The following is a 13,954-nucleotide window of genomic DNA, read 5'->3' as shown; positions in this document are numbered from 1 at the left end:
CTCGCTTCAACCCTCGTTCGCTCGCGGGCCCCGGGCCCACGGCGGCAGACAGGCGTCAGCCGTGAATGTCGCGGAGCCAGAACGCCGGGTCCGCATATTGCTGTTTCAGATACTCGATCCACAGGCGCACCCGCAGGGGCATGTGCTTGCGCTGCGGGAACACCACGAAGATTCCATTGGGCGGCGCGGCGAAATCCTCCAGCACGGGCAAGAGCCTGCCGGCCTCGATCTCGGCCTCGACCTCCCACGTGCTGCGCCAGGCAATGCCCCAGCCACCCAGGCACCAATCATGCAGCACCTGGCCGTCGGAGCAATCCAAAGGCCCCCCGGGCTTGAAGTGAACTACTTCGGACGAGCCGTCCTCATGCGGTATGCGAAAGGCCCAGCCGCGCGTCTGCGATGCCTCGCTCGACAGCGTCAGGCAATCGTGCTGCACCAGCTCGGAAGGGTGCTGGGGCGTGCCGCGCCGACGCAGGTATTCGGGCGTCGCCACGCACAGCCGGCGGTTGTCCGCCACACGCACGCTGACCAACGACGAATCGGGCAGGTCGCCGACGCGCACGGCGCAGTCATAGCCCTCGCCCGTGAGATCGACGACGCGGTCGCTCAGGTTCAGCGAAATCGTGACGTCCGGGTGCATCTCGCGATAGCGCGGCAGCAGCGGCGCCACATGGCGCCGCCCGAATCCGGCCGGTGCCGTGATGCGCAGGTGGCCCGTGGCCTTCACGCCGCCCGCGCTCACGCTGGCCTCGACGCTGGCCAGATCCGACAACAGGCGCTGGCAGTCCTCCAGGAATGCGATGCCCTCGTGCGTGAGCGACAGCTTGCGCGTGGTGCGCACCAGCAGTTTCACGCCCAGGCGCTCTTCCAGCGCATCCAGGCGCCGCCCCATGATGGCGGGCGCCACGCCCTCCACCTTGGCCGCTGCCGTGAGACTTCCGCGCGTGGCTATCGCAACAAATGATTCAAGCTGTTTGAGACGATCCATGGACGAAGAAGAACAAGTTTTTTTCTGGCTGCGGCGCATGCCGCGGGAAAGCCGTGGAATGGCGTCATCCAACCCGCTCGCCCAGTTCCATTCCGACCTATTATCAACGGTGTCAACACACTTTGAGCAAATGCAGCGAAGCCCGTCGAACCCGCCACCCCTCCCCATGGCAGAGTCCTGGTACGCCCCCGGCCAGCTGGCGCGGCTGTTTGGGCAAACTCCCGTGCTCCTGGCGTTCTGGGGCCGGGACCAACGCCTGCGCATGGCCACGCCCGGCTGGTGTGAATGGTTCGGCCTCGATCCCGCGAACGTGATCGGCAGGACGCTGCCCGAGCTGCTGCCCCCCGCCTATCTGCAGGCATGGCGGCCGCAGCTAGCGGCCGCGGCGGCAGGCCAGAACGTGCGCTACACCGAGTCGAGGCCGGACCGTGCCGGCACACCGGCGTGGCGGCATGTGCATCTCTCGCCTCAGGTGCCGCATTTCCCCGAGCCGCAAGGCCATGGAGCGCCGCCCGTGGAGGGGATGCTCATGGTGATGACGGATGCCACACCAGAACATGCGCACGAGCAGGTCATCGAGCGCCAGCGCGAACAGATCCGGCAACTGGAGGAGGAACTGCAGGGCCGGGAGCCCCGGCAGGCTCCGCAGGGCGACAGCGCGGAGGTCGACAGGCTGCGCGCGCTTCTCGACTGGCGCACAGCCATGCTCACCGAGCACAACGAGATGCTGCAGTTGCTCTCGCACGAGATCCGCCAGCCGCTGAACAACGCGTCGGCCGCCATGCAGGCCACGATGAAGGCCATCGACGACCTGCACCTGAAGGACACCGACCCGGCCACCAAGGCGCTCACGCGCGCGGAACACGTGCTGCAGCAGGTCATCGGCACGCTGGACAACACGCTCGCGGCCGGCACCATCCTGGCGGTGGGCGGCAAGGCAAGCTCCTCGAGCGACACCGACCTGCCCACGCTGATCCGCCTCGTGATGCATGACATCGCCGCCGACCAGCGCCCCCGCATCGACACGCAATGGCATACCGACACCCGCACCGTGCAATTGCACCCGGGCCTGATGCGCCTGACCATCCGCAACCTGCTGAACAACGCACTGGCCTATGCGCCCGAGAACTCCCAGGTGGCCTTGCGCATCTCGGAATCCGACGATCCGCTCGCGCTCATCGTCGAGGTGCTGGACAGCGGCCCGGGCATTTCCGAGGAACTGCGCCCGCGCCTGTTCGAGAAGGGGTCGCGCGGCAGCGACACGCGCAACCGATCGGGCGCCGGCCTGGGCCTGTTCATCGTCCGCTCGGTCGTGCAGCTGCATCACGGTACAGTAGAGGCATTGCCCAACGAGCCCCAGGGAACGATCATGAGACTGGTCCTGCCCCAGGGCCTTGATGACTGAGGCCGCCGACACCCTCTGAAACCGGGGCACCGATCCGGCGCTCGTGCGGCTTTTTCCGTTCCGTCCCATAGTCCCCGGCGCCCTGGCGCCCCCCTGCCCAACCTGCCATGCTGCCCGTCACTCTTGCCCTGGTCGATGACGATACCGAATACTGCGAATTCCTCGCGGAGCACCTGCGCGCGCAGGGCGTGGAGGTGCAGGCCTATACCGACAGCTCCGACCTGCTGGCCGACATCGCGCCCTACCGCTTCGACTTCTATGTGCTCGACCTGATGCTGCCCGGGGTGGACGGCTCGGAGCTGGTGCGCATCCTGAGAAAGCGCACCCAGGCCGGCGTGCTGATCGTCTCGGGAAGGCTCGGCCCCGAGGTCTTTGCCGAAGTGATCAATGCCGGCGCCGACATGTACCTGACCAAGCCCGTCACCTTCGAGCAGGTCGAACTGGCAATCCGCGCCGTGCATCGCCGCATCATGACCACGGCCAAGACCGCCACCGCCTGGAAGCTGGACAAGCGCCGCAGCATGCTCACCGCACCCGACGGCCAGACCGTGGAGCTCAGCCCCACCGACCTGGTCCTGATGGAGTGCTTCCTCAAGGCCCAGGGTGCCGTCGTCACCCGCGAGCAGATCCGCGAGTTGCTCGAGGGCACCAGCGCCGCGGAGTCGGACAACAATCTGCATGCCACCATCTACCGGCTGCGACGGCGCATCGAACGCGTCACGCCGCTGGCCGTGCCCCTGCAGTCGCAGCAGAAGGTCGGATACCAGTTCCGCGCGCCGCTGATCGCGGGCTGAGACCAGGAAAGCGCGGCAACGCCGCGAGAGCAGGCAAAGAAAAACGGGCACAGGGCCCGTTCTTCGAGGAAGTCAGCCGACAGGCCCTTACATGGTCATCTTGGATTCGACATCGTTGATCTTGCGACGTGCGAGCGCCAGATTGGCACGGCCGCTGTCCAGCACGTAGTAGATGAAGATGCCAGCCAGCTTGGCCGAGGGGCGAATGATGTGGTACTGGCGACCCAGCGTGATCAGGATGTCCTCGATCGCGTCGTTCAGGCCCAGCGCCTTCATCGTCTTCATCTTGGCGCGCACCACTTCGGTATTGCCCGCAGCGGCGAGTTCCATGTCCACGCCGGAGCCGATGTTGCCCAGCATCATGCCGCTGTTGTAATCCACGACGGCGGCGCAGATCGCGCCTTCCATTGTCATCAGGTCCTGCAGGCTTTCATTCAGATTGGCCATGTTGCGTATCTCCCATCAGTTGATTGGTTGATTGATCGCTACTTGTTTCAAGTAGTGCGGAAATGATTCTATTTGCTCAGTTCTGATTTGGCTCAACACATTCGAATTCATCCTTGTTTGAATTGTTATCAATTGTGAACAATCCAACAAAAGGATTCTAATCACACAAAACAATAGCAACAAATGGCTTGTTTGCTAGTTTTTCTTGTTACACCATGCAAACAACCAGCAAGCAAGCCTCTTTGCAACACCGTCCCTGCCTGGCAGGCAGAACCGGGCAAAGGGTCTCACGCTGTCTTACACATTGAAATCAGAACTGATCGATATCATTGCATTGATGATCGACTTTGTCTAATCGATAGATTTTTTCTTGATCAATTCGACGTCTATTCGCCACGCTTTGCTCATGAAAGCCAAGCCCGCCCATTAATTACATCCATAAAAGTCACAAATAAAAAGCATTTCTCGTAATTGATCTATGAAACGGTTCGCAATACAGTGTCGTATCACGATGCCGGTCTTCCCTGCTGTGGGGATCGGGCCAGTGGCATCACCGTTTTCCAAATTGAAGCGTTGAAAAAGGTAGACATCACCATGACCGACCGTATTGCCGTTCACGGCCTGCAAGTGGCTCCCGAGCTGTACAACTTCGTGGAAAAAGACGTCCTGCCGGGCACCGGCGTGGACAGCGCCGCATTCTGGAAGGGCTTCGATGCGCTGGTCGCCGACCTCGCGCCCAAGAATGCCGCCCTGCTGGCCGAGCGCGACCGCCTGCAGAAGGAACTGGACACCTGGCACAAGGCCAACCCCGGCCCGATCGCCAACATGGCCGCCTACAAGGACTTCCTGACGAAGATCGGCTACCTCGTCGAGCCGCCCAAGGGCGCCAAGGCCACCACCGAGAACGTGGACGCCGAGCTCGCCAAGATCGCCGGCCCACAGCTCGTGGTGCCCATTCTCAACGCACGCTACGCACTGAACGCCGCCAACGCCCGCTGGGGCTCGCTGTATGACGCGCTGTATGGCACCGACGCCATCAGCGAAGAAGGCGGCGCCGAGAAGGGCAAGGGCTACAACCCCGTGCGCGGCGCGAAGGTCATCGAGTTCGCACGCAACTTCCTCGACCAGGCCGTGCCGCTGGCAGCCGGCTCGCACAAGGACGCGACCGCCTACAGGATCGTGGACGGCAAGCTTGAAGTCACGCTGAAGGACGGCTCCAGGACCGGCCTGAAGGATGCCGACAAATTCATCGGCTACCAGGGCGACGCTGCCGCACCGTCCTCCGTTCTGCTCAAGAACCATGGCCTGCACATCGACATCCGCATCGACAACACCACCGCCATCGGCAAGACCGATGCAGCCGGTGTGGCCGACGTGGTGGTGGAAGCCGCCGTCTCCACGATTCTCGACCTGGAAGACTCCGTGGCCGCGGTCGATGCCGAGGACAAGGTGCTGGGCTACAGCAACTGGCTGGGCATCCTCAAGGGCACGCTGACCGAATCGTTCGACAAGGGCGGCAAGACCGTCACGCGCGGCCTCAATGCCGACCGCCAATACACCGGCGCCGATGGCCAGCCGCTGAAGCTGCACGGCCGCTCGCTGATGTTCCTGCGCAACGTGGGCCACCTGATGACCAATCCGGCCATCCTGTGGGGTGCGGACAAGAAGGAAATCCCCGAAGGCATCATGGACGCCGTGGTCACCACCGCGATCGCCATCCACGACCTGAAGGGACATGGCGCCAACGGCCTGCGCAACAGCCGCACGGGCAGCGTCTACATCGTGAAGCCCAAGATGCACGGCCCGGCGGAAGTCGGCTTTGCCAACGAACTGTTCGGCCGCGTCGAAAAGCTGCTCGGCCTGCCCGAGAACACCGTCAAGCTCGGCATCATGGACGAGGAGCGCCGCACCAGCGTGAACCTGAAGGCCTCGATCGCCGCGGCCCCCGCACGCGTGGCCTTCATCAACACCGGCTTCCTCGACCGCACCGGCGATGAAATGCACACCGCCATGCAGGCCGGCCCGATGGTTCGCAAGGGCGACATGAAGTCCAGCGCCTGGCTGGCCGCCTACGAGAAGAACAACGTGCTCGTCGGCCTGACCATGGGCCTGCGCGGCCGCGCCCAGATCGGCAAGGGCATGTGGGCCATGCCCGACCTGATGAAGGCCATGCTGGAGCAGAAGATCGCCCATCCGAAGGCCGGTGCCAACACCGCCTGGGTGCCTTCGCCCACCGGTGCCACGCTGCACGCGCTCCACTACCACCAGGTCAGCGTGGAAGACGTGCAGAAGGAGCTGGAGAAGACCAGCGCCGACACCGAGCGCGACAACATCCTCGCCGACCTGCTGCAGGTTCCCGTGGCCAAGGACCCGAAGTGGACCGACGCCGAGAAGCAGCAGGAACTCGACAACAACGTGCAGGGCATCCTCGGCTACGTGGTGCGCTGGGTCGATGCGGGCGTGGGCTGCTCCAAGGTGCCCGACATCCACAACGTCGGCCTGATGGAAGACCGCGCCACGCTGCGCATCTCCAGCCAGCACATCGCCAACTGGCTGCTGCACGGCATCGTCACCGAACAGCAGGTGCGCGACACCTTCGCACGCATGGCCAAGGTGGTCGATGGGCAGAACGCCGGTGACGCCTCCTACATCAGCCTGGAGAAGAACCCGCAAGGCGCCGCCTACCAGGCAGCCCTCGACCTCGTGTTCAAGGGCATCGACCAGCCCTCGGGCTACACCGAGCCCCTGCTGCATGCCTGGCGCCTGAAGGTGAAGGCCGGCGCAAGGTAATCTCCACCAGGCCGCCATTGGGTCCCAGGACCCGGTAACGAAGCATCACGCCGCGTGCCCCCTTTCGGGGACACGCGGCGTTTTTCTTTGTTTGTTCTGCAAGATTCTGCTGAGGAAAACCTGCCCGGATGGCCAAACCGGGTCCTTCACAGATACATCTAAATGTAAATATCTGCACACTGATCGTACGCGGCGTTACCGGATGCGAAAGCAAAAAGTTCTTGATTTTTGGGTAGAACAGGCTACCCCGTTGTCATGACATCAAAGACAGGTGGCAACGGCCCTGCTTCCCCAAAGCCACCTCCGCATCTACCCCGTTTTTCCTCATCAAATTCGAAAGCGAATACCCACATCTAATCAGTGACGCGCAATTGCATCTAAAAATCTATAACGAAACAATAAGTACAAATTTTTCAGAAAAGTCAGAAAAAACACCTATTCAAAGATAACAAAAGCGACAAAACAAAAACAATTCAACTTGGCCATTCCATTGCGGTTCTTAAAAATCCGTAAACAATCAAAACTATCGATTAAGTCAATTTAATAGTTTTGTAAAGATGAACGGGCTTCCTGCCTGGCGACCGCCCCACGGTTCGCACGGCACGGCACCTTCCATCTGGAGGGATTGCACTGCAATCACAGGCCGCGATGAAAACACTTTCTGTCTTTGGTACATGCCCCCGGGCAAACAGGCCAGCGCCGCTGGTGCCAGCGCATGCGCGCGAGCTCGATCATGCGTCTCGGAGCGGCGGCAACGCGGAGCACACCGCCGTGGCCCGGCCCCGCCAGCCATTCGGCGCGAGCCGCTGAGGACCGAGGTGCGACATGCCCGCCCGCCCCCCCATCACTGCCCTGTTCCGTCCCGCGTTGCCGCTCGCCATGCTGGCGTGCGTTCTCGGCGCTCATGCCAGCCCGATCAGCGACAGCCTGGAACAGCTCACCCAGGGGCAGCGCTTCGAGCGGCGTATCTCCCTCTCCACCCTGGGTCTGCTCGGGCCGAGCATCAACGTGCCGCCGGGCTCCCTGCAGGAGTTCTATTTCCCCGCACATGGCAGTGACGACGCGCGTGCGCTGCTGGTGAGCGTCCCGCGCAATCAGCCCGGCGCATCATTCGCCGTGAACGGCGTACCCGTGTCCCCATCGACCGTCGCCACGAAGGGCGGCACGAACCACGATGCACATGGCAGTTCGCCCACCACTGCCAGCAGGTTCCCTCTGAACGGCCAGGCCACCGAGACGCGCCTGGGCATGCAGGCCGGCGCCATGCCGCAAGACGGCTGTACCGCCGTTGCGGACAGCGGGGTTGCACTCAACCCCGACAGCCACCTCTCCTACTACCCGTCGGCCCAATCCACCGCGGCAGCCAGGATGCGGGGGGCCGCCGCGCTGCCGGACAGGCCGTTCCTGCTTGTTGCCGCCCCGCCGCTGAGTTCGCAGACATTCGACACCGCCTGGCGCGTCGGCGTGGCCATGTCCCAGCAGGGCCGGCCGGCCATCGTCCACACGCTGCCCGCGGTAGGTGATACGGTCGATACGCGCACACTTTCCATCCCGCCAGGACTCGCGTCGATTCCCGCCTTTGCCGCACTGGGCGACGCCAAGGAGCGCCATGCCATCTCGAACGCCGCCGAGATCGGCGCACTGCTGATGCTGGATGCACCCGGCCTGCTTGCCGACGTGGTGGTGGTGGACCCCGCGCTGCAAGGCCAGGTCGGGGATGCGCTCGATGCGCTGGGCGCGCAGATCACGGACCCCGACGCCCGCAGCCTGTTCACCCAATGGCGCGACAGCAGCATGCCGCTCGCGCGCAAGGGCCTGGCTGCCACATCGGGCACCACCATCATCCGGTCGCGGTTGGGCGCCCACCCCGTATGGGCCGTGCCCGCCACGGGAGCGGCCGGGCCGGATCTGCCGGGCGGAGGTGCCGGCTGGCAGCGCCTGAGCGCAACCGCCAACGGCGCCGCACGCACGGCGGACCACCAGGCCAGCCATCCCATCGTCCGCTGGTCGGGCGACACCGCGCGCGAGCAATACATCGTGGAGGCACCGCAAAGCTGGTCCGCCACCTTTGCCATGCTGCCGCCCACCGCATCGAGCCACACCCCTTCCCGCATCGAGGTGGGCTTCACGCTGCCCGCCGGCTCGGCCGTCCGCCAGCCGGTCGGCGTGCTGCACTGGAACGGCGTCCTGCTCGCCGCACGGCAGCTGAAGGCAACGGATGGACGGCGCCAGGTCCTCGCGGCAGACATTCCGGTCTACGCGCTGAGTGCATTGAATCTGCTGCAGGTCTCGCTCGAGCAGGACGCTCCTGCGGGCGACTGCCGGACTATGCAGCCCGCGCCGTCCGGGCCCGCCACCACGCTCGACCTCGACGTCCGCTTCCGCGCCGCTGCGCCGAAGGAACTCCCGCGCAACGCCACCTTCGCGGACCTGATCCCCGCCCTGGGCTTCGACGCTGAAATGGCCGTCCCGCAGGCCTTCCTCGGCAGCCCCCGCGAGGGCCTTTCGACGGCCATCCACCTGGCCGCGGCAGCCAACCTCTCGCCCGGAGCAGCGCGCCTGGTGCTGGTGCAGGACGGCACGTCCTATGTGCCCACGCGACCCTTCATTGCCGCAGGCGTGGCGATGCAGGATGCCAGAGCGCAGGTCACGCTCGCGGACCAGGAGATCCGCTTTCGCGACCACCCGATCGCCGGCCTTCCCTGGGAGGCCCCGGAGCGCCGCCAGGTGAGCGTGATGCAGGTGGTGCGCACCGCAGGGCAGACGGGATTGCAGTGGTATCCGCTGGGCAACGATGCCTGGCCCGGAGCGACCGGCCTGCTCGTCAACCACGCATCGCTGGCACTTCTCGGGCCCGGTGCCGAGGTGGCGTGGATCAGCGGCTCCGGAGCGCTCGTGCATGCCTCGGACGCCAACCATGCCGGGCCGATGTATGAGTGGCGCAGCCTCTTCTCGTGGGGCGTGCCGGTCACCCTGGGGCTGCTGGCCCTGTTCATTGCGCTGCTCGTGGCGTCAGTGATCGCCACGCGCATCGCGGAGCGCCGCAAATCGGCTGCAAGCGAGGGAACGCCATGATCTCCTCCCACTACTGGCCCTATCTTTTGGCCGACTACTACCGCTGGCTCGAGATCTTCGGCGTCGTGGTCGCGGTGGTCATCTTCGTATCCAGCGTCGACGACCTGTTCGTCGATGCCTGGTTCTGGCTGCGCAAGATCCAGCGCCGCTTCTTCATGCGACGCTACGAACCGCTGAGCACCGCGGCCATCCGGTCGGTCGACGAGCAGCCGATCGCCATCATGGTGCCCGCATGGCTCGAGTACGACGTCATCGCGATGATGCTCGAGAGCATGGTCAGCACGCTCGAATACAAGAACTACATGATCTTCGTGGGCACCTACCGCAACGATGATCGCACCAAGAATGAGGTGGAGCGCATGCGACGGCGCTACCGCCAGCTGGTGCGCGTCGAGGTGCCGCACGACGGCCCCACCTGCAAGGCCGATTGCCTGAACTGGCTCGTGCAGGCCATCTTCCGCCAGAACACCCTGCAGAGCGTGCCGTTCGCGGGCATCGTGCTGCACGACAGCGAAGACCTGCTGCATCCGCTGGAGCTCAAGTACTACAACTACCTGCTGCCGCGCGTCGACTTCATCCAGCTGCCCGTGACATCGATCGAGCGCCACTGGTACGAGCTGGTGGCGGGCACCTACATGGACGAGTTCGCCGAGTGGCACACCAAGGACCTGGTCGTGCGCGAGAGCATGTCGCGCATGGTGCCGTCCGCGGGCGTCGGGACCTGCTTCTCGCGCAAGGCGCTCGAGCATCTCGCAGCGCAGACCGACAACCAGCCCTTCAACACCGATACGCTCACCGAGGACTACGACATCGGCGCACGCCTGGCCCGCATGGGCATGAAGCAGATCTTCGGCCGCTTCCCGGTGGACCACACCACGCACCGCAAGCCCTGGTTCGGCCTGGGCAAGGAGCGCGAGGAAACCAGGGTTCTGCCGCTGGACATCCGCGAGTACTTCCCCAACACCTTCCGCACGGCCTACCGGCAGAAGGCGCGCTGGACGCTGGGCATCGGCCTGCAGGGCTGGTCGCAGGTGGGATGGAAGGGATCGCTTGCGGTCAAGTACCTGCTGTTCCGCGACCGCAAGGGCCTGGTGACGGCGTTCGTCGCCATGGGCGGCTACTTCCTCATGCTGAACTTCCTGGTCTTCTGGCTGGCCAACCGCATGGGCTGGTGGCAGACCTACTACCCCTCGGTGTTCTCGCCGAGCGGCTGGGTGGGCACGCTCATCGCCATGAATGCCATCGCGCTGCTGCTGCGCGCGGTGCAGCGCGCGTTCTTCGTGCAGCGGCTGTATGGCTGGGAGCACGCCCTCCTGTCCGCGCCGCGCATGGTCGTCGGCAACTTCATCAATGCCATGGCGGCGGCGCGCGCGTGGCGGCTGTTCCTCGTGCACCTCGTCACCGGCAAACGCCTGGTGTGGGACAAGACCATGCACGACTTTCCGTCGGCGGACCAGCTCGTGCAGCAGCGCCAGCGCCTGGGACAGTTGCTCGTGAGCTGGCGCGTGATCACCGAGGAACAGCTGGCGCGTGCGCTCGACAGACAGCAGGACGCGGGCCTGCCGCTCGGAGAAATCCTGGTGCAGGAACACCTGCTCGACCAGGACACGCTGCAGGAGGCGATCTCCTACCAGCAATACGTGAAGGATGTCTCCCGCCCTGCCCCACAGCCTTCGGAGGCCACATGACCACCGCACGATTGACCGGCGTGGCTTTCGCCGTGGCACTGCTGGCCTGCACGGGTGCGCACGCCGCACCGTTGCAGCCCGCAGAAAAGCAGACCGCATCCCCCACCGGGGAGCGGCCGTTGAAGGGACAGGCATGGCGCCTCGCCCATCAGGGCTTCGCGAGCTTCGATGCCGGCCGCTACGCCGAATCGGAGCGGTTCGCACGGCGCGCCTTGGCCTTGCGTCCCGACGTGCTGCGCCTGCACATGCTGCTCATCTATGCGCTGCAGAAGCAGGGCCGCATCGAGGAAGCGCTCGCCGCCGTGGCGCAGGCCGAATCTGCCGGACTGGACGCCAGCGAACTGGCCCGCGCCCGCAGCAACCTGGCCTCGGGGGGCGACGCCAGCGGCAGCGAAGCCTTCCGCAAGGGCTTCCCGATCGCCACACAGGCCTTCCAGGACTACAACGACCAGCGGTACGAAGCCGCCGCGCAGGGAGCAGAGGAGGCCTTCCGCACCGACACGTCCCAAGGCAACTGGGCGATGCTGTGGATCGCATCACTGGAGGCCCAGGGCCGGCTGCAGGCGGCCATCGACGCCACCGACACGGCCATGGAACTGGGCGCTCCCAACAGAAGCGATTTGATCGCACGCCGGCAGACGCTGTTCAAGGCCCTGTCCACCGAACCCGCCATCTCCGCCTACCAGGCGCTGAACGACAACAACACGCAACGCGCCGTGGCGATGGCCCGCGAAGCCGTGCGGCTGGCGCCCGACACCCAGAGCCACCGCCTGCTGCTGCTCACCGCCCTGCTCCTGAACGGCAGGATCGCGGAAGGCGAGGCGGCCGCGACCGACGCACTGAGGCAGGACAGCGAGGACACCTCCACGCTCGTGCTGCGCGGCTACTTCAGGCAGCGGCTGCAACGGACCGAGCAGGCCGCGCGCGATTTCGACGAGGCGATCGCGCAGGACTGGCTGGACGACGAACAGCGCGCCAACCTGCGCCTGATCGCGGCCGACGCGGCGCTCGCCAGCGGGGACTTCGCGCGGGTGAAGGCGCTCATGGCGCCGCTCGACGCAGGCGACAAGGCGGTGGCGCTGCGCCTGCGGCAGGCGGACGAAGCGGCCACCCCGCCCAAGGTGCTCACCAGCCTCAACTACCCGCCACCGTTCCAGGACTGCCATGACACGCCCTACGGCACCGCCTGCGAGATGAAGCCCGCCGACGCCGCCGGCGCGGCCAGCGCCAGCACGCGCGCCTATGCGGCCTATGGCCGGCAGGACTACCAGGAGGCGATCGCCCAGGCGCGCCAGGCGGTGGAGCAGGCACCCGACAACGCGACGATGCAGCGCCTGCTCACCATCACGCTGGCAGCGGGCAACGATGCGCAGCAGCAGGAGGCGCTCGCGCGGCTCGACGAGGATCTGGCGAAATCCCCGCAGGAAGCCTCCCTGCTGATGCAGCGCGCCTACCTCTGGCAGCGCAGGCAGGCGCCCGACAAGGCACTGCAGGACTTCCGGGCGGCCAGGGCCACTGGCAATGCACCGCCGATCGTGATCCTCGACGAGGCCTATGCGCTGGCCGCCACGGGTGACAAGACACAGGCCATCCGCACCTTCAAGCAGGCCATCGACGACAACGACAGCGGCGAGCTCGAACTCACGCCCGACCAGCGCTACTTCACGCGCGGGGCGATCGCGGGCCTCTCGCGGGAATGGGGCGCATCGGTGTCGACCAGCTATCGCGGCGCACGCCCCGCGGGGTCGGGCCTGAACGGCACGCCCGTCACCACCGCGTCGGACTCGGTCTTCGCCATGGCCGACGTGTACTGGCGCCCGCCGATGTTCCTGAACAGTGGCAAACAGGTCTTCGAGGTCTATGGGCGCATTGCCAACACGCTGTCCGGCGGCTCGTCCACGGTGCGTGACCAGCGTGTCGTCGATCCCTGCACCGGCTTGCCCGTGGATGTCACCGCCAGCCGGTTCAAGGCCGCCTCCGGCCTGCCCACCACGATCGGCTCGGTCGGCGTGCGGTTCACGCCATCGACCGACTACGCGCTCACATTCGGCCTGGAGCGCCGCTTCCTGCTCGGCTCCGCCACGCAGAGCGGCAGCGTGACGCCGGGCTCGGACGCGCTGCGCTGCCAGCTCAGCGGCCGCGACCCATCGCGCCCGGGCGCACCGGTCGTCGGCAACCCGCAATCCATCCAGTTCGACACCGGGGCAAGCAGCGGCGGCTGGCTGGGCTATGTCACCTGGGGCTTCTACCGCGGCACCGGCCTGCGCTTCGATGTGCCGAGCTGGTTCACGATGGAGGGCTACCTGCAGGGCGGCTACTACCGCGAGGACCTGTCGGCCGATTTCTGGACGCGCGACCAGGTCACGGGCGCCACCAGCGAACGCAGGCGGGGCAAGTACCGGCGCGACCAGTGGTTCGCCAACGCCGAGCTGCGCGTGGGCCGGAGCTTCCGCATGGACTCGATCAGCGACCACCTGGTCATCTTCCCCCACATCGTGGCCGCGGCCGACTTCCAGCGCCAGAACTACCGCGCAAGGGTGCCCGGCTTCGCAGGTGACATGGCGGTGCTCGGCAATGGCTCGACCTGGTCGTCCGGCGTCGGCGCGGGCGTGAGCCTGCGCTATGCGTTCCGCGAGGACCACTACAACGCCGCGCGCTCCTACGTGGACTGGACCGTGCAGTACCGCAAGAACGTCGGCGGCGGACAGGCCGATCGCGCCAAGGGCTGGTTCATGAGCCTCTCCATCTGGTATTGAGCCGCGCCTTC

At 65.6% G+C, this 13,954-nt stretch carries 8 protein-coding genes; 6 read left to right on the top strand and 2 right to left on the bottom strand.

Features of this window, described 5'->3' with window-relative positions; translation table 11 throughout:
- Nucleotides 1–55: 55 nt before the first annotated feature.
- Nucleotides 56–988, bottom strand: a complete 933-nt coding sequence (locus H9K76_RS01505) for a LysR family transcriptional regulator (protein WP_187597849.1) — start codon at nucleotides 986–988, stop codon at nucleotides 56–58.
- Nucleotides 989–1,154: 166 nt separating this feature from the next.
- Here H9K76_RS01505 and H9K76_RS01500 point away from each other — a divergent pair, with 166 nt between their 5' ends.
- Nucleotides 1,155–2,393 carry a sensor histidine kinase gene (locus tag H9K76_RS01500; protein ID WP_187597848.1) on the top strand — a complete coding sequence of 413 codons (1,239 nt, stop codon included), beginning with the start codon at nucleotides 1,155–1,157 and terminating at the stop codon, nucleotides 2,391–2,393.
- 107 nt (nucleotides 2,394–2,500) lie between these two features.
- Complete coding sequence (locus H9K76_RS01495; protein WP_187597847.1) at nucleotides 2,501–3,187, top strand: response regulator transcription factor; 687 nt, start codon at nucleotides 2,501–2,503, stop codon at nucleotides 3,185–3,187.
- 87 nt (nucleotides 3,188–3,274) lie between these two features.
- Here H9K76_RS01495 and H9K76_RS01490 read toward each other — a convergent pair whose 3' ends face one another.
- Entirely contained in the window at nucleotides 3,275–3,634 is a 360-nt protein-coding gene (locus tag H9K76_RS01490) for a hypothetical protein (protein ID WP_187597846.1), read from the bottom strand.
- A gap of 594 nt (nucleotides 3,635–4,228) precedes the next feature.
- Between H9K76_RS01490 and H9K76_RS01485 the strand changes: the two genes are divergently transcribed.
- From H9K76_RS01485 to H9K76_RS01470, 4 genes are all read left to right on the top strand, one after another.
- Nucleotides 4,229–6,424, top strand: a complete 2,196-nt coding sequence (locus tag H9K76_RS01485) for a malate synthase G (RefSeq protein ID WP_187597845.1) — start codon at nucleotides 4,229–4,231, stop codon at nucleotides 6,422–6,424.
- Nucleotides 6,425–7,249: 825 nt separating this feature from the next.
- Nucleotides 7,250–9,499, top strand: a complete 2,250-nt coding sequence (locus tag H9K76_RS01480; protein ID WP_187597844.1) for a hypothetical protein — start codon at nucleotides 7,250–7,252, stop codon at nucleotides 9,497–9,499.
- A complete protein-coding gene (locus tag H9K76_RS01475; RefSeq protein ID WP_187597843.1) occupies nucleotides 9,496–11,187 on the top strand; it encodes a glycosyl transferase family protein in 1,692 nt (563 codons plus the stop codon). The genes H9K76_RS01480 and H9K76_RS01475 overlap by 4 nt, the downstream gene beginning before the upstream one ends.
- Nucleotides 11,184–13,943, top strand: a complete 2,760-nt coding sequence (locus tag H9K76_RS01470; protein ID WP_187597842.1) for an NfrA family protein — start codon at nucleotides 11,184–11,186, stop codon at nucleotides 13,941–13,943. The genes H9K76_RS01475 and H9K76_RS01470 overlap by 4 nt, the downstream gene beginning before the upstream one ends.
- The last annotated feature ends 11 nt before the right edge of the window (nucleotides 13,944–13,954 follow it).

This window comes from Diaphorobacter ruginosibacter (assembly GCF_014395975.1).
Classification (GTDB): Bacteria; Pseudomonadota; Gammaproteobacteria; order Burkholderiales; family Burkholderiaceae_C; genus Diaphorobacter_A; species Diaphorobacter_A ruginosibacter.
Note: the sequence above shows the minus strand (reverse complement) of the source record. Positions and strands in the feature narration are given on the sequence as shown.